The 21292-nt window shown below is 63.0% G+C and carries 17 protein-coding genes; 12 read left to right on the top strand and 5 right to left on the bottom strand.

Annotation, left to right across the window (positions count from 1 at the left end):
* Window positions 1–97: 97 nt before the first annotated feature.
* From BGK68_RS26185 to BGK68_RS27750, 5 genes are all read right to left on the bottom strand, one after another.
* Entirely contained in the window at window positions 98–3484 is a 3387-nt protein-coding gene (locus BGK68_RS26185; protein ID WP_075259483.1) for a DUF748 domain-containing protein, read from the bottom strand.
* A 213-nt stretch (window positions 3485–3697) separates the two neighbouring features.
* Window positions 3698–4354, bottom strand: a complete 657-nt coding sequence (locus BGK68_RS26180) for an HAD family hydrolase (protein WP_075259482.1) — start codon at window positions 4352–4354, stop codon at window positions 3698–3700.
* 86 nt (window positions 4355–4440) lie between these two features.
* A complete protein-coding gene (gene ubiG, locus BGK68_RS26175) occupies window positions 4441–5166 on the bottom strand; it encodes a bifunctional 2-polyprenyl-6-hydroxyphenol methylase/3-demethylubiquinol 3-O-methyltransferase UbiG (RefSeq protein WP_075259481.1) in 726 nt (241 codons plus the stop codon).
* A gap of 148 nt (window positions 5167–5314) precedes the next feature.
* Window positions 5315–5926 (bottom strand): outer membrane protein OmpA, encoded by a 612-nt coding sequence (gene ompA / locus BGK68_RS26170; protein WP_075259480.1) that lies wholly within the window; start codon window positions 5924–5926, stop codon window positions 5315–5317.
* Between the two features lie 88 nt (window positions 5927–6014).
* A complete protein-coding gene (locus tag BGK68_RS27750; protein ID WP_143433174.1) occupies window positions 6015–6218 on the bottom strand; it encodes a hypothetical protein in 204 nt (67 codons plus the stop codon).
* Window positions 6219–6644: 426 nt separating this feature from the next.
* On the opposite strand from BGK68_RS27750, the gene gyrA reads away from it, so the two are divergent.
* The 12 genes from gyrA (at window position 6645) to rfaE1 (ending at window position 21175) form a co-directional block, all read left to right on the top strand.
* Window positions 6645–9290: a DNA gyrase subunit A gene (gene gyrA / locus BGK68_RS26165; protein WP_075259479.1), complete on the top strand. Its 2646-nt coding sequence runs from the start codon at window positions 6645–6647 to the stop codon at window positions 9288–9290.
* A gap of 58 nt (window positions 9291–9348) precedes the next feature.
* Window positions 9349–10461 (top strand): 3-phosphoserine/phosphohydroxythreonine transaminase, encoded by a 1113-nt coding sequence (gene serC / locus BGK68_RS26160; protein ID WP_075259478.1) that lies wholly within the window; start codon window positions 9349–9351, stop codon window positions 10459–10461.
* 136 nt (window positions 10462–10597) lie between these two features.
* On the top strand, window positions 10598–11671 hold the full coding sequence (pheA, locus tag BGK68_RS26155; protein WP_041311162.1) for a prephenate dehydratase: 1074 nt from the start codon (window positions 10598–10600) through the stop codon (window positions 11669–11671).
* Between the two features lie 39 nt (window positions 11672–11710).
* Window positions 11711–12598 carry a prephenate dehydrogenase gene (locus BGK68_RS26150; protein WP_075260016.1) on the top strand — a complete coding sequence of 296 codons (888 nt, stop codon included), beginning with the start codon at window positions 11711–11713 and terminating at the stop codon, window positions 12596–12598.
* A gap of 80 nt (window positions 12599–12678) precedes the next feature.
* The gene (gene aroA, locus BGK68_RS26145; protein ID WP_075259477.1) at window positions 12679–14010 is read left to right on the top strand and encodes a 3-phosphoshikimate 1-carboxyvinyltransferase; all 1332 of its coding nucleotides are present in this window, start codon (window positions 12679–12681) and stop codon (window positions 14008–14010) included.
* A gap of 58 nt (window positions 14011–14068) precedes the next feature.
* Window positions 14069–14737, top strand: coding sequence for a (d)CMP kinase (cmk, locus tag BGK68_RS26140; RefSeq protein WP_013235630.1), 669 nt, complete (start codon window positions 14069–14071; stop codon window positions 14735–14737).
* Between the two features lie 218 nt (window positions 14738–14955).
* Window positions 14956–16671, top strand: coding sequence for a 30S ribosomal protein S1 (gene rpsA / locus BGK68_RS26135; RefSeq protein ID WP_075259476.1), 1716 nt, complete (start codon window positions 14956–14958; stop codon window positions 16669–16671).
* Window positions 16672–16684: 13 nt separating this feature from the next.
* Complete coding sequence (locus BGK68_RS26130; RefSeq protein WP_006462119.1) at window positions 16685–16990, top strand: integration host factor subunit beta; 306 nt, start codon at window positions 16685–16687, stop codon at window positions 16988–16990.
* Between the two features lie 300 nt (window positions 16991–17290).
* The gene (locus BGK68_RS26125; protein WP_013235628.1) at window positions 17291–17617 is read left to right on the top strand and encodes a LapA family protein; all 327 of its coding nucleotides are present in this window, start codon (window positions 17291–17293) and stop codon (window positions 17615–17617) included.
* Between the two features lie 16 nt (window positions 17618–17633).
* Window positions 17634–18809 (top strand): lipopolysaccharide assembly protein LapB, encoded by a 1176-nt coding sequence (gene lapB / locus BGK68_RS26120; RefSeq protein WP_075259475.1) that lies wholly within the window; start codon window positions 17634–17636, stop codon window positions 18807–18809.
* A gap of 52 nt (window positions 18810–18861) precedes the next feature.
* Window positions 18862–20241: a UDP-glucose dehydrogenase family protein gene (locus tag BGK68_RS26115; protein ID WP_075259474.1), complete on the top strand. Its 1380-nt coding sequence runs from the start codon at window positions 18862–18864 to the stop codon at window positions 20239–20241.
* A complete protein-coding gene (gene rfaE1 / locus BGK68_RS26110; protein ID WP_407645722.1) occupies window positions 20204–21175 on the top strand; it encodes a D-glycero-beta-D-manno-heptose-7-phosphate kinase in 972 nt (323 codons plus the stop codon). The genes BGK68_RS26115 and rfaE1 overlap by 38 nt, the downstream gene beginning before the upstream one ends.
* Window positions 21176–21292 lie beyond the last annotated feature (117 nt).

The raw sequence follows: 21292 nt of genomic DNA, 5'->3' as shown, positions 1-21292 counted from the left end.
CATCTCGAAAGATGCGCCCGCCAGTGCGGCGGGAGGTCAATTATAACCTACTCCCTATGGTATGGGCAGCGCCGGCCTTTTCAAGAGCCGGCGGCGCTCATTGTATCGTCAGGTCCACTCGCGCCTTGGGCTCCTTGTCGGGGATGCCCGCGCCGTCCAGCTTGGGGGCGATCAGGAAGATGCGCGCCGGTTCGATCACGCTTTGCTCCTGCAGGTAGTTGCGGACCTGGTCGGCGCGCCGCTGCGCCAGGCTGTACAGGTCGTCGGGACTGACCTGGGTGTGCTCCAGGATCAGCTTTTCCATCTCGACCGGCGGCAGCGAGCGGGCCAGGCCGATCATGTTGCGGGGCTTGTCGAACTTGGCTTCCTTGTAGGCGCGTTCCAGGTATTTGCTGCGCTCGGCATCGGTCAGGCGCACCGGGCCGGACGGCTGGCCTTCGCGGGCGATCAGCTCGGCCCGCTTGTAGCCGCGCATCTGGCGCTCCAGCGCTTCCTTGCGCAGGCCCTGGTCATCGACCTGGGGATCGACGCGACCCATGATGTCGAGCTTGATACCGGGACGCTCGTGCAGCACGTAGCCGAGCGCATCGAGCTTCTTGCGCACCTCGGCATCGATCTCGGCCGAGCCGGCGGGGAACTCGATGTAGCGCAACTCACCGATGTTCTCGTCGCTGCGGAACATGGAGCCGATCAGCGCAAAGGGCGAGGTCACGGCCTTGGCGATCAGGTTCACGAACACTCGCACGATGATGCCGCCCACCGAAAACTCGGGATCGGACAGCGAGCCCGAAATAGGCAGGTTCAGGTTGATGTTGCCGTTACGGTCCTTGAGCAGCGACACCGCCAGCATCACCGGCAGATTGGTGGCGTTGGGACTGTCGACCCGTTCGCCGAACGTCAGTTGCTCGATGCGCAGATCGTTCTGGGCGACCAGCTTGTCGTTCTCGATCTTGTACCGCACGTCCATGGACAGCTTGCCCTTGGTGATGGGATAACCGGCGTACTTGGCCGAGTAGGGCGTCAGGCGCGGCAGCTGCACGCCGTTGGCGCTGGCCTTCAGGTCCAGGTACATGGGCTTGAACAGCGGATTGAGTGCGCCCGAGATCTGCAGCGGCGCGTCGTTGTCGATCTTGCCGCTGATGTTCACGGGGGCGGGTTGCGGCTTTTCGGAAGAGATCTCGCCGATGCTGCCGGCAAGGCCCGTCATGTTGGCGGTGTAGTTGGGTTTGACGAAGTTGTCGGTGTAGTTGATGTTGCCGCCTTCGAGCACGACCTGGCCGACCCTGACGATGGGGGCGTCGGAGCGCGCTGCCGGGCTGGTGACCGGCGCGCTGGAGACGCTCTTGCGGCTGCTGTCGCGGCGGTTCTCCTTGTCGTCCTTCTTGCTGTCGTCGGTGATCGAGCCTTGCGGCTGGCCGTCGGCCACCAGGATGTCCTGCAGGTTCAGGCGTCCCTTCTCGGAGAGGATGGCGCGGGCGTAGAAACTGTTGAGGGTGACCTTCTCCAGCGCGATCTGTGCACGCCCGCCCAGCTTGGAGTTGATGCCGGCCAGGGTGAGGGTGCGCCAGCGCAGGAAGTCGGTCGAGGTGAGCTTGTCCTGCATGCGCAGGTTGGCGATGGCGGCGCTGCCTTTGTAGTCGAGGGCGAACTTCTGCTGTTGCAGCGGTAGCGTCAGCGCCAGCTTGCCCTTGGCGCTGAGCGCGCCATTGCTGATGCTCACGTTGAGGATATCGGTGAAGTAGCCCTGGAAGGGAGCGATGGGCAACTCGCGCAGGTCCAGGTCGAGATCGGCATTCTTGAGGTGCGGCGCGATCTGGCCGTTGATGTCGGCGCTGCCGTTCTTGTCCAGGCGTGCTTGCAGCGTCAGGCGCATGGCCTGGTCGAAGGTGTCGGTGACGTTCTGCACGCGCAGCTTGAGCGATTCGACGCTGATGGGCTGTGTGCTTTTGCCCTCGGGGGTGAGCTGCAGGCTGGCCAGCTCCACGGTGCTGTCGTCGAGCTTGAGGTGGCCGTCGCGCCATTGCAGGGTGCTGTTGCCCGAGAGCTTGCCGGCCAGGCCGCTCACTGGTGCGCGGTGCAGGTAGTTGCGATAGCCGGCCAGATCGATGCCGGCCAGCGTCAGCTTGCCGGCCACGGCTGGCTTGAGCGGCGCGACCTGACCTTCGAAACCCAGGCGGCCATGGCCATTCTCGATGGCCGTGACTTTCAGGGTGGCGGGCTGGGCGTTCGCTGCGGTGGACAGTTGCGCGGCGTCGATCTCGATGCCGCTCAGCTGCACATTCTGGGCTGGCGAGGCGTTGGCTTCGTCACGCCAGTTCACGCGCCCGTCGCGTACGTTCAACTGCTGCAACACGATGGCGGAGGGCTGCGTGGAGGGCGCTGCCGGGCTGGCCGGTGGCGCCGCCGCGGTGCGCTTTCCGGTGGCAGGAGCAGCCAGGGCGCGCACCCAGTTGATCTCTCCACGGCCGTTCATCGAGGCCCAGACCTGCGGTTGTTCCAGGGTCACCTGGCTGATCTGGCCGCTGGCGGCGAGCACGTCGAACTGGCCCAGCTTGACGGCCAGTTGCCGGGCTTTGAGCAGCGGCGCCTTGGCGCGGTCGGCCACGGCGATATCGTCCAGCACCACGTCGCCAGCCAGCGTGATGCTGGGTTTGTCTTGCTGGCGATTGAAGCCCAGGTCCAGGCGTGTGCTGAGATGGCCGCTCTGGAGCAGCACCGGCAGCTCCATCGGGACGAAGGGCAGATAGGACACCAGGTCCAGGCGCTCGATATCGATGGCGAAGGCCGATTCCAGCGTGCTGCTGAAGGGCTTGCTGCGGCCCTTGAGATGCAGGGGCGTGCCGTTGATGGTGGCCGACAGTTGCGGCTGGACGAAGCTGTCGATGTTGCCCGGCAGGTTGGAAATGAAGGGCAGGCCGACTTGCAGGGCGGCGATGTCGATGGTCTTGCCGGTGAGCTTGTCTTCAAAGCGGATCGCGCCATCCTGCAGCTGCACGTTGGCCAGCGAGAAGCGGGCCTGGCCTTCGCTCTTGGGCTGGGCGGCCAGGCGCTCGAGGATGTCGGAGAAATTGTAGTGGCCGCCCTGGTCGGCATCGAGGCGCTGCACCCGCAGTTGCGGCTTGCTCAGGCGCACTTCGTCCAGCACCGGCGCCAGGCGCAGCAGCGAGGCCGAAGAGGCGTCCACCAGCAGGGACTGGACGGCCAGGAAAGGGGTCTTGCCGTCAGCTTCGTAGAGGGTGATGTCCGAGACCTGCAGCGCCAGGCGGAAGGGATTGAAGCTCACGGCGCCGACGTCCAGCTTGCGCCCCAGTTGCGCTTGGGTCTGCTCGACGGCCAGCTTGCGCACCAGCGCGGGCAGGGCGGCCCAGCTCAGGGCGGCCAGCGCCAGCAGGATTGCCAGCATCCACGCCAGCCACTTCAGCGGGCGGCGCAGGCGTTGCCATGCGGGTTGCTTGGTCTGTGAGGCCAGGCTCGGCTTGCTCATGAGGTGTTTCCCTTGTCGATGCCGGCGCTGCTGCGCCCGGTTAAGGGTGGCTACGCCGTTCTGATCGTGATTGTTCTGGTTGCCGACGCGGTGTGACCGCAGCCGTCATTCTAATGCGATGACGCGCCCCTGTGAGGGCGGTGCGCCAGGAAGAGGACGGTACTCAGAGGAGGAGGCAGCGGCCGGGGTTCCCTGGCCGCGCGCGAGGAGGGGTCAGCCCAGCAGGGTCAGGATCTGCAATGGGTCATGCAATAGCGCATCGGCCTCCCATCCCGCAGGTTCGGTGTGGCCGCAGTAGCCCCAGGCGGCGGCGATGGTGGGCATGGCGGCGGCCTTGCCGGCCTGGATGTCGCGCAGGTCATCACCGACGTACCAGCAATCCTGGGGCGTCAGTTGCAGCCGGCGGGCGGCTTCCAGCAGCGGGGCGGGGTGCGGTTTGGAATGCGGCGTGGTATCGCCGGAGACGATGCAGCCGGCATGACCCAGGCCGATCTGCGGCGCCAGTACATCGGTGAAGCGGGCCGCCTTGTTGGTGACGATGCCCCAGGCGATGCTGCGCATTTCCAGCTGGACCAGCAATTCAGGGATGCCGTCGAAGAGGCGGCTGTGGGTGGTCATGTTGGCCTGGTAGCGATCCAGAAAGCGCACGCGCAGCTCCTCATACTCATCCTCGCCGGGATGGATGCCCAGGGCTGCGCCGATCAGTCCGCGCGCGCCGGCCGATGCGACCGGGCGCAACTGCTCGTAGGGAGCGTCTTCCAGGCCGCGTTGCTGGCGCAGGAAATTGGCGGCGGCGGCCAGGTCGGGGGCGGTATCGGCAAGCGTGCCGTCGAGGTCGAACAGGATGGCGCGCGGAGGGCGTAAGGGCATGGCGGAGACAATGAAAACGAGAGGGAGGGAGGGGCTCAGGACTGCCGCTCATGCAGAGCGGGCCATCCTGACGCTGGTCAGCCAGCTCAGGCCAGCTTGGTGCAGGCCACCAGGTAGTTGACGCTGGTATCGTCGTTGAGCGAATAGATCTTGGTCAGCGGGTTGTAGCCCATGCCCTTGAAGCCGTCGATCTGCAAGTCGGCCTGGCGGGTGTAGTGCGCCAGTTCGGCCGGGGTGATGAACTTGGCGTAGTCGTGGGTCCCCTTGGGCAGCAGGCGCAGCACGTATTCGGCGCCGATGATGGCCATCAGGTAGGACTTCATGTTGCGGTTGAGCGTGGAGAAGAACAGCTTGCCGCCCGGCTTGGCCAGGGTGGCGGCAGCGCGCACGATGGCCGCGGGATCGGGGACGTGCTCCAGCATTTCCATGCAGGTGACCACGTCGTACTGGCCGGCTTCGCGGGCGGCCATGTCTTCGGCGGCAATCTTTTCATAGCGCACCTGCACGCCCGATTCCATGCTGTGCAGGTCGGCCACTTTCAGGGCCTTTTCGGAGAGGTCGATGCCGGTGACATCGCCGCCCTTGAGGGCCATCGATTCGGCCAGGATGCCGCCGCCACAGCCGATGTCGATCACCTTCTTGCCGGCCAGCGGGGCGCGCGCATTGATCCATTCCAGGCGCAGCGGGTTGATTTCATGCAGGGGGCGGAATTCGGAACCCGGGTCCCACCAGCGATGGGCCAGTTCACTGAATTTCTGGATCTCTTGGGGATCGGCGTTTACGTTCGCCTGGGGTGCGGTGGTCGTATTCATAGGGACTAATGATAGCCCAAAGACGCCATCGAAGTTGGCCGAGCCAGATCAAGGCGGCTTCTGAAACCATCGTGAAGCGCAAACGAAACAGGAATAAAAAAACCCCGCCGAAGCGGGGTTTTCATCAGAGCCTTGTAGCGGCAATCGATTACTTGCGGGTACCCACAACTTCGATTTCCACGCGACGGTTCTTGGCGCGGCCAGCAGCGGTCTTGTTGTCAGCGACCGGTTGCGACTTGCCCTTGCCTTCGGTGTAGACGCGGTTGGCTTCGACGCCCTTGGAGACCAGGTAGGCCTTCACGGATTCAGCGCGGCGAACCGACAGCTTCTGGTTGTAGGCAACCGAACCGATCGAGTCGGTGTGGCCGACAGCGATGATGACTTCCAGGTTGATGGCCTTCAGGTTGCCAACCAGTTCGTCCAGCTTGGCCTTGCCAGCCGGCTTCAGGGTTGCCTTGTCGAAATCGAAGAACGCGTCAGCAGCGTAGGTGACCTTTTCCGAGGTCGGAGCAGCTGCAGCAGCCGGCTTGGCGGGAGCAGCAGCAGCAACCGGAGCCGGTGCGGGCGGTTCTTCGCACGGACCGTTTACGTAAGCGGTTTGCCAGCACAGACCGTAACCGCTGCGGGTAACGACGTCACGGCCATCTTGCAGGTACAGGCTGTTCGGACGAACCTTGATGTCCTTGGTTTCCTGAGCAGTTGCCGACAGAGCGATGGCTGCGGACGCAGCAGCGAAGACGAGTTTTGCTAATTTGTTCATGTTTCTCCTCTCGGGTGAGATATCCGCAGATAAACTGCGCTACAAGATTACGACATCAAAAAATGAATAATATCATGTGTTCAGGTCGTCACAGGCCCTTGTTCCATGGGGCTTGCAATGAACTTAGCCGCCATTCTGCCACACGGATTGCCCTTGAGCGATGCTTGCCAATTGGTCCAGACAACGTTTTTGGGACTGTGTTGTTTCTTCGCAACGGGATATTTTCGGGGCGTTTTTGTTCCATCAGGGCCCGAAAAACTTCGGTTTTTTCAAGAATATCCTTATTTTTCATACAGTTCGGCCATTTTCGTTGTGGCAAGTAGTTGCCTTTTTCTCCCGGGTATTGTCTCGCCTGTGGGTGGCCTCGCATGTCGCAATATTTCTTGATGAGGTTATCGGAAGTTAACGAGCGCGGCACTTTTCTTCCCGGTGTGGCTTGCCGATGGGCATCATATCCGCGTGGCAAGACGCTTGGTCGCTCGTGCAGGTCATCCTGATCCTTCTAATATATATAGGCGTTTTATGGCGGCAGCGCGGCCGCTCCCGCCGGCCGGGAGGGCTGTAGCACGGTCTGGGGCGCTGGCTTGAGGCGGCTGGCGGGCGCGCAAACGGGGTTTTGGGGGCGCTGGCGTGCTAGAATGCGCTGTTCTGATCATGTCCAAGGGCAAGGCCCGCTCGGTGTGATTTTTTTGACCGAGAAACATCTTTCGACTCTCCAATGGATCAATTCGCTAAAGAAACCATCCCCATTTCCCTCGAAGAAGAGATGCGCAAGAGTTACCTCGATTACGCCATGAGCGTGATCGTGGGTCGGGCACTGCCGGATGTGCGCGATGGCTTGAAGCCCGTACACCGCCGTGTCCTGTATGCGATGCACGAGATGAACAACGTCTGGAACCGCCCGTTCGTGAAGTGCGCGCGCGTGGTCGGCGAAGTCATGGGTAAGTACCACCCGCACGGCGACGCCTCCATCTATGACACCCTGGTGCGCATGGCCCAGGACTTCTCGCTGCGCTACACCCTGGTCGATGGCCAGGGCAACTTCGGTTCCATCGACGGCGACGGCGCTGCCGCGATGCGTTACACCGAGTGCCGCCTGGACAAGATCTCCAACGAATTGCTGGCCGATATCGAGAAGGAAACCGTCGATTTCGTGCCCAACTACGACGGCAAGGAAAAGGAACCCTCGGTCCTGCCGACCCGTATCCCCAACCTGCTGGTCAACGGCTCCTCCGGCATCGCCGTGGGCATGGCGACCAACATTCCGCCGCACAACATCACCGAAGTGATCAACGGCGCGCTGCACCTGCTGGCCAATGAACACTGCACCATCGATGAACTGATCGAACTGGTCCCGGCACCGGACTTCCCGACAGGCGGCATCATCTATGGTGTCTCGGGCGTGCGCGATGGTTATCGCACCGGCCGTGGCCGCGTGGTCATGCGCGCCAAGACCCACTTCGAAGAGTATGGCCGCGAAGGCCGCATCGCCATCATCGTCGATGAGCTGCCCTACCAGGTCAACAAGAAGGCGCTGCTCGAACGCATCGCCGAGCTGGTGCGCGACAAGAAGCTCGAAGGCATCTCCGACCTGCGCGACGAGTCCGACAAGTCGGGCATGCGCGTGGTCATCGAATTGAAGCGCGGCGAAGTGCCGGAAGTGGTGCTCAACAACCTCTACAAGCAGACTCAGCTGCAGGACACCTTCGGCATGAACATGGTGGCGCTGGTCGATGGCCAGCCGCGCCTCTTGAACCTGAAGCAGCTGCTGGAATGTTTCCTGTCGCACCGTCGCGAAGTGGTCACCCGCCGTACGGTGTTCGAACTGCGCAAGGCGCGCGAACGCGGCCACGTGCTGGAAGGCCTGGCCGTCGCGCTGGCCAACATCGATGACTTCATCGCCATCATCCGCGCCGCACCGACTCCGCCGATCGCCAAGGCCGAACTGATGAACCGCGCCTGGGATTCGTCCATGGTGCGCGAGATGCTGGCCCGCACCGGCGAAGGCAACCCAGGCGGCATCGAAGCCTTCCGTCCGGAAAGCCTGCCAGCCCATTACGGCATCCAGTCCGATGGCCTCTACAAGCTCTCCGACGAACAGGCCCAGGAAATCCTGCAGATGCGTCTGCAACGCCTGACCGGTCTGGAGCAGGACAAGATCGTCAATGAATACAAGGATGTGATGGCGCAGATCGCCGACCTGCTGGATATCCTCTCCAAGCCGGCCCGCGTGACCGCCATCATCACCGACGAACTCAATGCCGCCCGCAACGACTACGGCATCGGCGCCAAGGACGAGCGTCGCTCCACCATCGAGCACAACGCCACCGACCTGGCCACCGAAGACCTGATCACCCCGCAGGACATGGTGGTCACGCTCTCGCACACCGGCTATATGAAGTCGCAGCCGGTCTCCGAGTACCGCGCGCAGAAGCGCGGCGGTCGCGGCAAGCAAGCCATGGCAACCAAGGATGACGACTGGATCGACCAGCTCTTCATCGCCAACACGCACGACTACATCCTGTGCTTCTCCAACCGTGGCCGCCTGTACTGGCTGAAGGTGTGGGAAGTGCCGCAGGGTTCGCGCAATTCGCGCGGCAAGCCCATCGTCAACATGTTCCCGCTGCAGGATGGCGAGAAGATCACGGTGATCCTGCCGGTGTCGGGCGCCAATCGCAGCTTCCCGGATGACCGCTACGTCTTCATGGCGACCAGTCTCGGTACGGTCAAGAAGACCCCGCTGTCGGACTTCTCCAATCCCCGCAAGGCCGGCATCATCGCCGTGGACCTGGACGAAGGCGACTTCCTGATCGGCGCTGCGCTGACCGATGGTCAGCATGACGTGATGCTGTTCTCGGACGGCGGCAAGGCCGTGCGCTTCGATGAAAACGACGTGCGTCCGATGGGCCGTACCGCCCGTGGCGTGCGCGGCATGAACCTGGAAGAAACACAGCAGGTCATTGCCCTGCTGGTGGCCGAGAACGAACAGCAGTCCGTGCTCACCGCCACCGAAAACGGCTTCGGCAAGCGTACTCCCATCACCGAGTACACCCGTCACGGCCGTGGCACCAAGGGCATGATCGCCATCCAGACCAGCGAGCGCAACGGCAAGGTCGTGGCCGCCACGCTGGTCGATTCCAGCGATGAGATCATGCTGATTACCACCGGTGGCGTGCTGATCCGCACCCGTGTGTCGGAGATCCGCGAGATGGGCCGCGCGACCCAGGGTGTGACCCTGATCGCAGTGGAAGACGGCACCAAGCTGTCGGGCCTGCAGCGCGTGGTCGAGTCCGACGTGGAAGACGTGATCGAAGGCGAAGGCTCAGAGGCTGCCGGCGGCGAAACACCAGCCGCAGGCGAGTAAAGCAAGTCCAGGGCGGCGGGCCGTGTGCCTGCCGCCTTTTTTGATGGCGAACGCAGAAATGGTCTATAACTTTTCCGCCGGTCCGGCGGTATTGCCCAAGGAAGTGCTGCAACAGGCAGCCGACGAGATGCTGGATTGGCATGGCAGTGGCATGTCGGTCATGGAGATGAGCCATCGCGGCAAGGAATACATGTCCATCATCGAGGCCGCGCTGGCTGACGTGCGCGCGCTGATGAACATCCCGTCGAACTACAAGGTGCTGTTCCTGCAGGGCGGGGCCATTGCCGAAAACGCCATCATCCCGATGAACCTGGCGGCGCTGCGTTCGCCGGCGGGTAAGCACGAAACCGGCGTAGCCGACTACATCAACACCGGTTCCTGGTCGACCAAGTCGATCAAGGAAGCGGGCCGTTACTGCACCGTGAACGTGGCAGCCTCCTCGGCCGACCACAAGTTCTCCAGCATTCCGGCACGTGCCGACTGGAAGCTTTCGCGCAATGCCGCCTACGTGCACATCTGCAGCAACGAGACCATCGACGGCGTCGAATACCAATACACGCCGGAAGTCGCGGCTGACACCGACGGCGCGCCGCTGGTGGCCGACATGTCCTCGCACATCCTCTCGCGCGAGGTGGATGTGTCCCAATACGGCGTCATCTACGGTGGCGCCCAGAAGAACATCGGCCCGGCCGGCGTGACCATCGTCATCGTGCGCGAAGACCTGCTGGGTCACGCGCTGCCGTTCTGTCCCTCGGCCTTCGACTGGAAGATCGTGGCCGACAATGATTCCATGTACAACACCCCGCCGACCTACGCGATCTATATCGCCGGCCTGGTGTTCCAGTGGATCAAGCGCCAGGGCGGCGTGGCGGCGCTGGAAGCGCGCAACATCGCCAAGGCCCGCCTGCTCTACGGCTATCTGGACAGCACCGATTTCTACAGCAACCGGATCGCAGTGGACTGCCGTTCCCGCATGAACGTGCCGTTCTTCCTGCGTGACGATGCTCTCAATGACACATTTCTGGCCGGCGCCAAAGAGCGCGGCCTGCTGCAGCTGAAAGGCCACAAGTCGGTCGGCGGCATGCGTGCATCGATCTACAACGCGATGCCGATCGAGGGCGTACAGGCCCTGGTCGATTATCTGAAAGACTTCGAAAAGCAGCACGGCTGAGGCCTGCACCTCTGCGGGCGCACAGCCCGTGCGGTGCCGGCCATGGCCGTGCGCCAAGCCAACGCCATGCCACGCCATGCGCGCCGCAGGCCGGTCTTCGCGCCGGCGCGCGGCGAGCAGACTGAGAAAGACCAAGATGAGTGACGACAAGTTGCTGCCCCTGCGCCAGAAGATCGATGCCATCGATGCGCAGATCCTCGACCTGCTGAACCAGCGCGCCCGCGTCGCGCAGGAAGTGGGCCACGTCAAGGCCGAGACCAATGCCCCGGTGTTCCGCCCCGAGCGCGAAGCCCAGGTGCTGCGTCGCGCCGCCGACCGCAATCCCGGCCCCTTGCTGGGCGCCGATATCCAGACCATCTTCCGTGAAGTGATGTCGGCCTGCCGCGCGCTGGAAAAGCGCGTGGTGGTGGCCTACCTCGGCCCTGAAGGCACCTTCAGCGAACAGGCGGTATACCAGCAGTTCGGCCACGCCATCGAAGGCCTGTCCTGCGTCTCCATCGATGAAGTGTTCCGCGATGCCGAAGCCGGCACCGCCGATTTCGGCGTGGTGCCCATCGAGAACTCTTCCGAAGGTGTGATCAATCGCACCCTCGACCTGTTGTTGCAGACCACCCTGACCATCAGCGGCGAAGTGTCCATCCCCGTGCATCACAGCCTGATGACCGCCAGCGGCAAGATGGAGGGCATCACCCGCATCTGCGCCCACTCGCAGGCGCTGGCCCAGTGCAATGCCTGGCTGAACCAGAACTATCCGTCCATCGAACGCCAGGCTGTCGCCTCCAATGCCGAGGCTGCCCGCATGGCGGGTGAAGACCAGAGCGTGGCCGCCATTGCCGGCGAGATCGCTGGGCAGAAGTACAACCTGCAGACGGTCAACGCCCACATCCAGGACGATCCGCACAACCGCACCCGCTTTGCCGTGATCGGTCGGCTGCGGACTGCGCCCTCGGGCCGTGACCAGACTTCCATCGTGCTGTCGGTGCCCAACAAGGCCGGCGCGGTCTACAATCTGCTGGCCCCGCTGGCGCGTCACGGCGTGTCGATGACGCGCTTCGAGTCGCGCCCGGCGCGCATGGGGGCATGGGAATACTATTTCTATGTCGACCTGGAAGGTCACGAGCAGGATGAAAAGGTCGCCCAGGCGCTGGAAGAGCTGCGCCAGAACGCGGCCTTCTTCAAGCTGCTGGGTTCCTATCCGCTGGGCCTGTAAGTGCCGGCCATCCCGATCTCCATCCACCCAGAGTCCAACGTGTTCAAGAAAGTCGTCATCTTCGGCGTGGGCCTCATCGGCGGCTCCTTCGCCCTGGCCCTGCGCCGTGCTGGCCAGGCCGCACATATCGTCGGCGTGGGCCGCTCCCTGCAGAGCCTGGAACGCGCCCGCGCGCTGGGCATCATCGACGCCGTGGCCACCGATGCGGCCAGCGCCGTGCAGGGCGCCGACCTGATCCTGGTCGCCGCGCCGGTCGCGCAGACTGGTGCCATCCTGACTTCCATCGCCCCGCATCTGGAACCGCAGGCCATCGTCACCGATGCCGGCAGCACCAAGAGCGATGTGGTGGCGGCTGCACGCATGGCGCTGGGCGATCGTGTCGCCCAGTTCGTTCCGGCCCATCCGATTGCCGGACGCGAGAAGCATGGTCCGGAGGCCGCGCTGGCCGAGCTGTACGAGGGCAAGAAGGTGGTGATTACCGCCTTGCCCGAGAATGACGCGGCCGACGTGGAGATCGTCGCCGCCGCCTGGCGTGCTTGCGGCGCGGTCATCCACCGCCTCTCGCCGCAGGAACATGACGCTGTGTTCGCATCGGTGAGCCATCTGCCGCACGTGCTGGCCTTTGCGCTGGTGGACGACATCGCCGCCAAGCCGCATGCGGCCACGCTGTTCCAGTACGCAGCCAGCGGCTTCCGGGATTTCACGCGCATTGCGGCGTCCTCGCCCGAGATGTGGCGCGATATCACGCTGGCCAACCGCGATGCGCTGCTCACCGAAGTCGATGCCTATCTGCTGCAGTTGCAGAACATCCGCGCAATGATCGCCGCCAGCGATGGCCCCGGCATCGAGAAGATCTATGCCAGCGCCCAGCACGCCCGCCAGCAGTGGGCTGCGGCCATCGAAGCGGCGGAGCGCAAGGCCTCCTGAATTCCGCAGTCGCTGCAGCCCCTTAACGCTTATATGTTTGCCGCTTTAGCGGCCCGATTCATCCACAGAAAACCACGACGATGAAACAGCCTTCCTATCCCCGCCATATCGACCTGGCTCCGGTGCACCACGTGCAAGGCACGGTCAAGCTGCCCGGCTCCAAGAGCATCTCCAACCGCATCCTGCTGCTGGCGGCGCTCTCGGGCGGCACCACCCGCATCTTCGACCTGCTGGCCTCCGACGATACCCTGGTCATGCTGATGGCCCTGCAGACGCTGGGCGTGAAGTGGGAGCAGATCGAAGGCACCCAGGACTACATCGTCCACGGCGTCAACGGCGTGCTGCCGGTGCACCAGGCCGATCTTTTCATGGGCAACGCCGGCACCGCCATCCGTCCGCTCACGGCCGCCCTGGCCGTGCTGGGCGGCGACTACACGCTGCACGGCGTGCCGCGCATGCATGAGCGGCCCATTGGCGACCTGGTGGATGCCTTGAATGCCGTGGGCATGCGCATCGACTACACCGGCAATCCGGGCTATCCGCCGCTGCATATTCGCCGCGGCCAGCTGACTTCGTCGCGCATGAAGGTGCGCGGCAATGTCTCCAGCCAGTTCCTGACCGCACTGCTGATGGCCGCGCCGCTGATGGCGCGCGAAGAAGCGATGCAGATCGACGTGGTCGGCGAACTGATCTCCAAGCCCTACATCGAAATCACCCTGAACCTGATGCGCCGCTTTGGCGTGGAGGTCGAACGCGACGGCTGGCAACAGTTCATCATCCAGCCGGGCCAGCATTACCGCAGCCCCGGCAGTATCCACGTCGAGGGCGATGCCTCCTCGGCCTCCTACTTCCTGGCGGCTGGTGCGATCACCGGCGGACCGATTCGGGTGGAAGGCGTGGGCCGCGACAGCATCCAGGGCGACGTGCGCTTCGTCGAGGCGCTGGAGCTGATGGGCGCGACCATCACCATGGGCGAGAACTGGATCGAGGCGTCTTCCAATGGCCCGCTCAAGGCCGTCGATGCTGACTTCAACCACATCCCCGATGCCGCCATGACCATTGCCGTGGCTGCGCTGTATGCCGACGGTCCCAGCACCCTGCGCAATATCGCCAGCTGGCGCGTCAAGGAAACCGACCGCCTGGCCGCCATGGCCACCGAACTGCGCAAGCTGGGCGCGCAAGTGGAAGAGGGCGCCGACTACCTCACCGTGACGCCGCCGGCCGAGATCGGTACGGCCACCATCGACACCTACGATGATCACCGCATGGCCATGTGTTTCTCGCTGGCGTCGCTGGATGGCGCATTGCGTCGCGGCAACCGCGTGCGCATCAATGATCCCAAGTGCGTGGCCAAGACCTTCCCCGACTATTTCGACGTCTTCAAAAAGATTGCCGAGCAAACCTTGATCTGATACACCCTGTGCATTAGGCAAAAACTACTAAATTATTTGTTCATTCAGGGTTCAGGCCATGGAAAAACCAAAGATACCGGTCATCACCATCGATGGCCCCACCGCCTCGGGCAAAGGCACCGTGGCGCAGAAGGTGGCCCAGCAGTTGGGTTTCCACTATCTCGATTCGGGCGCGCTGTACCGCCTGACGGCCTTGTCGGTGCTGCGCCGGGGCATTGCGCTCAATGATGAGCACGCGCTGGCCAAGGCCGCCGAGCACCTGCATTGCCATTTCGACGGCGCCCACATCTTCCTTTCCAATGAAGACGTGACCCAGGCCATCCGCGCCGAGGAAGTCGGCAACACCGCCTCCAAGATCGCCGCCCTGATCACGGTGCGCCAGGCTTTGTACGGCCTGCAGTTGTCATTCAGGAAACCTCCCGGCTTGGTCGCCGATGGCCGCGACATGGGCACCGTCATCTTCCCTGGCGCCCGTCTGAAGGTATTTTTGACCGCTTCTGTGGAAGCGCGCGCCACAAGACGCTATAAGCAATTGATTGACAAGGGTTTTTCTGCTAATATCGAAGACCTCTCCAGAGATTTGAAGGAGCGCGACGAACGCGACATGAGTCGCTCGTCAGCCCCCTTGAAGCCTGCGGAGGGCGCATATCACCTGGATACATCCGACATGACCGCTGACGAAGCGGTGCAGCAGGTACTCAGCTGGTACGCTGCCCTGGGGCACTGAAAGCCGCCTGCAAAGGCGCTTTCCGGACCCGCAAGGGGCAAGTCCTTGTTGTACCCGTAGTTGTACCCGTAGTGCCATTGGTGCCCGGCAGATGCAAAGTCTGACGGGTGTTGATAAACCTAACCCAGTACCCATGTCGTCGGCGGAAACGAAGACGGCAGTGCAAGTCGGCATGATTGCATCACACGGATACCGGCCAATCTTTCTTACTTTCTTTTATGTCTACCACTACCGTTATCGCTGCAGGTGTTGATACCTCCAGCGAATTTGCTGCTCTGTTCGAAGAATCGCTGTCGCGTCAGGACATGCGTTCGGGTGAAGTCATCTCGGCAGAAGTCGTGCGCCTGGATCACAACTTCGTGATCGTCAACGCCGGCCTGAAGTCCGAAGCTTTCATCCCTGTTGAAGAATTCAAGAACGACAACGGCGAAGTCGAAGTCAACGTCGGCGACTTCATCTCCGTTGCGATCGAATCCCTGGAAAACGGTTTCGGCGACACCATCCTGTCGCGCGACAAGGCCAAGCGTCTGGCATCGTGGCTCTCGCTGGAAAAGGCGATGGAGTCTGGCGAGATCGTCACCGGCACCGTCAACGGCAAGGTCAAGGGCGGTCTGACCGTTCTGACCAACGGCATCCGCGCCTTCCTGCCGGGTTCGCTGGTGGACACCCGTCCGGTCAAGGACACCACCCCGTTCGAAGGCAAGACCCTGGAATTCAAGGTCATCAAGCTGGACCGCAAGCGCAACAACGTCGTTCTGTCGCGCCGTGCCGTGATCGAAGCCTCGATGGGCGAAGAGCGCGCCAAGCTGATGGAAACCCTGAAGGAAGGTACCGTCGTCACCGGTATCGTCAAGAACATCACCGACTACGGTGCGTTCGTTGACCTGGGTGGCATCGACGGCCTGCTGCACATCACCGACCTGGCATGGCGTCGCGTGCGTCACCCGTCGGAAGTGCTGTCGGTTGGCCAAGAGATCACCGCCAAGGTCCTCAAGTACGATCAAGAGAAGAACCGCGTCTCCCTGGGCGTGAAGCAACTGGGCGACGATCCGTGGACCGGTCTGTCGCGTCGCTACCCGCAAGGCACCCGCCTGTTCGGCAAGGTCACCAACCTGACCGACTACGGTGCATTCGTGGAAGTCGAACAAGGCATCGAAGGCCTGGTGCACGTCTCCGAAATGGACTGGACCAACAAGAACGTGGCCCCGAACAAGGTTGTCCAGCTGGGCGACGAAGTCGAAGTCATGGTTCTGGAAATCGACGAAGAACGTCGTCGTATCTCCCTGGGCATGAAGCAGTGCAAGCCGAACCCGTGGGACGACTTCGCCATGAGCCACAAGAAGGGCGACAAGGTCAAGGGTTCGATCAAGTCGATCACCGACTTCGGCGTCTTCATCGGCCTGCCGGGCAACATCGACGGTCTGGTGCACCTGTCCGACCTGTCCTGGACCGAAGCTGGCGAAGAAGCCGTGCGCAAGTTCAAGAAGGGCGACGAGCTGGAAGCCGTTGTGCTGGCCATCGACGTGGAACGCGAGCGCGTCTCCCTGGGCGTGAAGCAGCTGGAAGGCGACCCGTTCAACAACTTCGCCGCTCTGAACGACAAGGGCGCGATCGTCAACGGTACCGTCAAGTCGGTTGAGCCCAAGGGCGCCGTGATCCAGTTGAACGACGAAGTCGAAGGCTACCTGCGTGCTTCCGAAATCTCCCGCGACCGCGTGGAAGATGCCGGTACCCACCTGAAGGTTGGCGACGCCGTCGAAGCCCTGGTCATCAACATCGACCGCAAGGCACGCAGCATCCAGCTGTCGATCAAGGCCAAGGACAACGCCGAGACCCAGGAAGCCATGCAGAAGATGTCGGCTGACTCCAACGCTGCTTCGGGCACCACCAGCCTGGGCGCGCTGCTCAAGGCCAAGCTCGACAACAAGAACTGATCTTCCGCTCACGATGACAAAGTCGGAGCTGATCGCCCGTCTGGCTGAGCGTTATCCGCAACTTGTTGCCAAGGATGCGGATTACGCGGTCAAAACCATCCTCGATGCCATGGTCGACGCTCTTGCGACCGGCCAGCGCATCGAGATCCGTGGCTTTGGCAGCTTTGCGCTCAACCGCCGTCCGCCGCGTATCGGCCGCAATCCCAAGTCTGGCGACAAGGTGATGGTCCCCGAAAAACGGGTGCCCCACTTCAAGCCGGGCAAGGAATTGCGCGAGCGCGTGGATGCGATGGTCGGCCAGCCAATCCGTGAGGATTGAACCGGCTGGACCATCCGGGCAGTACAGTCTTGCAGTATCGGGCAGTCCTGGTTGACCGCCTCCGGCCGGCAAACCACTCGCGCAAGCGCGTGGCGAGCCGGTGTAAAGGCAGGTCAACAAAATGAACGGCATCTTTGGATGCCGTTTTTTTTCACGTACAATCCCGCTTTGACTCGGAAAAGCACGGGAAAATGGCCCAAATTCGCGGCCAACGCCTTGAACTTGCGCTTTCATCCCTACCGCGATGCGGTCGGACTTGCCTTCCGGGCCTCACAACGACCCGCCAGAAAGGATTACGCCATGAAAATTATTTCCCGATTGATCGCGGCCATCCTGTTCGTCTTTTTCTTCTTCTTCGCACTGCGCAACACCCAGGAAGTGACCCTGCATTTCTTCCTCGGCTATGAACGCACCGACCCGCTGGTGCTGGTGCTGCTGGCCTTCTTCGTCGTCGGCGCCGTGCTGGGCGTGCTGGCCATGGCTCCGCTGGTGCTGCGTCACCGCCGCGAAGCCGCGCGCTACAAGAAGGCGCTGTCGCAGATCCAGAAGCAGCAGGAAGAGATCGCCCAGGTGCAGGCCCAGCCGCCCCAGCCTGACAGCGTGATCACCGCGCAGCACATCCTCTAATCGTCCCCCTCTCCTTATGGAATTTGAATTTTGGTGGTTGCTCGGCATCCCGGTCTTCTTCGGCCTGGGGTGGATTGCCGCGCGTGTGGATATCAACCAGTTGCTCTCCGAGTCCCGCACGCTGCCGCGCGGCTACTTCAAGGGACTCAATTTCCTGCTCAATGAGCAACCCGACAAGGCCATCGACGCCTTCATCGAGATCGTCAAGCTGGACCCCGAGACGGTGGAGTTGCACTTTGCGCTAGGCAACCTGTTCCGCCGCCGTGGCGAGACCGAGCGCGCCATCCGCGTGCACCAGAACCTGCTGGCGCGTCCCGACCTGCCGGCTGAACATCATGGCCACGCCCTCTATGAGCTGGGCCAGGATTACCTGAAGGCGGGTCTGCTGGACCGCGCCGAAGAAAGCTTCAACAGGCTCATCGATACCCAGTACAGCGCCCAGGCCGGCCGCGCCCTGCTGGAAATCTACCAGCGCGAGAAGGAATGGGAGCGCGCCATCTCCGCCGCCGAGATCCTGCAAGCCACCGGCGCCGGTGGCCGCCAGCGCGAGATCGCCCAGTTCTATTGCGAGCTGGCCGCCGACGAGCTGGTGCGCACCAATACCGAAGCCGCCATGGCGCTGCTGGAAAAAGCTCTGGCCGCCGACCGCAAGAGCGTGCGCGCCACCATGTTGATGGGCGACGCCCTGCGCGCCCAGGGCGACATCGAAGGCGCGCTGGAAACCTGGCGCCGGGTGGAACACCAGAGCGTGCCGCATACCGCCCTGGTGGCGCAGCGCCTCATGGATGGCTATGTCGCCGTGGGTCGCGTGCAGGAAGGCATCAACCTGCTGCGCGCCTACCTGGCCGAAGCCCCCTCGATCGACTTGCTGGAAGTGGTCTTCAAGGCCGTGCTCGAAGTCGATGGCGTGGACGCGGCCAACCTGCTGGTGAGCGACGAGCTGCGCCGCACCCCCACGCTGCTGGCGCTGGACAAGTTCCTGGAGGCGCGCATGATGAACGCCCCCCAGAGCGCGCGCTCGGAACTGTCGGTGGTCAAGACGCTGGTGCATGGCTATACGCAGAAGCTGGCGCGCTACCAGTGCAGTCACTGCGGCTTCAAGGCGCGCCAGTTCTACTGGCAATGCCCTGGCTGCAGCCGCTGGGAAACCTATCCGCCGCGCCGCACCGAAGAACTCAATGTCATGAACTGAGGCTGCTGGCTGGCCTTACTGTATTGAATGTACTGAAGAACCTGGAAATACCATGAAAATCACTATCATCGGCACCGGCTATGTTGGCCTGGTGACTGGCGCCTGTCTGGCCGAACTGGGCAACGACGTGTTCTGTCTCGATGTCGATCAGCGCAAGGTCGACATCCTCAACAATGGCGGCATTCCCATCCACGAACCCGGCCTGGAAGAAGTGGTGGCGCGCAACCGCGCGGCCGGCCGCCTGCAGTTCTCCACCGATGTGGCCGCCAGCGTGGCGCATGGCGACATCCAGTTCATCGCCGTGGGCACCCCGCCTGACGAAGATGGTTCTGCCGACTTGCAATATGTGCTGGCCGCCGCCCGCAACATCGGCCGCCACATGGAAGGCTTCAAGGTCGTGGTGGACAAATCCACCGTGCCGGTGGGCACCGCCGACCGCGTCAAGGCCGCCATCGCCGACGAGCTGGCCCAGCGCGGCAAGACCGAGCCGAGCTTCTCGGTGGTCTCCAATCCTGAATTCCTCAAGGAAGGTGCAGCGGTGGAAGACTTCATGCGCCCCGACCGCATCGTCATCGGCCACGACCAGAGCCCCGAAGGCCTGCGCGCGCAGACCCTGATGAAGAAGCTCTACGCCCCCTTCAACCGCAACCACGAACGCACCTACTGGATGGACGTGCGCTCGGCCGAATTCACCAAGTATGCCGCCAACGCCATGCTGGCGACCCGCATCTCCTTCATGAATGAACTGGCCAACCTGGCCGACAAGGTCGGCGCCGATATCGAATCGGTGCGCCACGGCATCGGTTCGGATCCGCGCATCGGCCATAGTTTCCTGTATGCCGGCTGCGGCTACGGCGGTTCCTGCTTCCCCAAGGACGTGCAGGCGCTGGAACGTACCGCGCGCGACTATGACCAGTCGCTGCTGATCCTGCGCGCCGTCGAACAGGTCAATGACCTGCAGAAGCACGTGCTGGGCAAGAAGGTGGTGGCGCGCTTCGGCGAAGATCTCGCCGGCAAGCATTTCGCGCTGTGGGGCCTGGCCTTCAAGCCCAACACCGACGACATGCGCGAGGCTTCCTCGCGCGTGCTCATCGGCGAGCTGGTGCGTCGTGGCGCCACCGTGGCGGTCTATGACCCGGTGGCCATGCAGGAAGCTTCGCGCGTGCTGCAGCTGGACTTCGCCGATGACGCCGCGCTGCTGCAGCGTATCCGCTTCGGCGCCTCGCCCATGGATACGCTGCAAGGCGCCGACGCCCTGGCCATCGTCACCGAATGGAAGGCCTTCCGCAGCCCCGACTTCGAGCGCGTCAAGGCGACGCTGAAGAACCCGGTCATCTTCGATGGCCGCAATCTCTTCGATCCGCAGCTCATGGCCGACAGCGGCATCGAATACTATGGCATCGGCCGTTCGCTTCTCGCCCGTGGACAATGACGTGAATAAAGACCTCCTTTCTGCCTGGAGCAACGCCCGCATCCTGGTCGTGGGCGATGTGATGCTGGACCGCTACTGGTTCGGCGAAGTCAACCGCATCTCGCCTGAAGCCCCGGTCCCGGTGGTGCGGGTCGAACGCAAGGAAGAGCGGCTCGGTGGCGCGGCCAACGTGGCGCGCAACATCGCCAGCCTGGGCGCGCAGACGGCGCTGCTGGGCGTGACCGGTGACGACGAGCCGGCCCGCGTGATGGATGCCATGTTGCGCGAGATGGGCATTGCCAGCCATCTCAACCGCGATCCCAGCATCTCCACCATCGTCAAGCTGCGCGTGATCGGCCGCCAGCAACAGCTGGTGCGCATCGATTTCGAGGAAGCCCCCACCGATACCGTGCTGCGCGACAAGCTCACGCAGTTCAATACCTTGGTGGCGGACTACGGCGTCATCCTCTTCTCCGACTACGCCAAGGGCAGTCTGGTCAATGTGGCCGAGATGGTCGCCACCGCCCGGAAGCTGGGCAAGCGCATCCTTGTCGATCCCAAGGGCGATGATTTCCAGCGCTATGTGGGCGCATCGCTGCTGACCCCCAACAAGTCCGAACTGGTCCGCATCGTCGGCCAGTGGAAGAATGAGGACGATCTTACCGCCCGTGCCCAGAAGCTGCGCGCCGAGCTGCAGCTGGAAGCGCTGCTGCTGACCCGGTCGGAAGAGGGGATGAGCCTGTACCGCGATGGCGAGGTCACGCATTTCCCGACCATGGCGCGCGAGGTGTTCGATGTCTCCGGTGCGGGCGATACCGTCATCGGCACGCTGGCGGTGATGCTGGGGGCCGGCGCATCGCTGGTGGAGGCCGTGACCATGGCCAACCGCGCCGGCGGCATCGTGGTCGGCAAGCTGGGCACCGCCACCGTCACCCGCGAGGAATTGCTGGGCTGATTTGAAGCCGGTTTTCTAGCTGATTTACTGTCAACAGGCCGCCTGCGGCGTCGTTGAGCAAAGGCAGTGCATCCATCCTAGGGTGTACTGCCTTTTTGTTTTCCATCTCAACTGCAT

The sequence above is a fragment of the Herbaspirillum camelliae genome, from assembly GCF_001929405.1.
GTDB classification, from domain to species: Bacteria; Pseudomonadota; Gammaproteobacteria; order Burkholderiales; family Burkholderiaceae_D; genus Herbaspirillum; species Herbaspirillum seropedicae.
The sequence above is the reverse complement of the archived record's forward strand: the minus strand, read 5'-3'. Positions and strand labels throughout refer to the sequence as shown.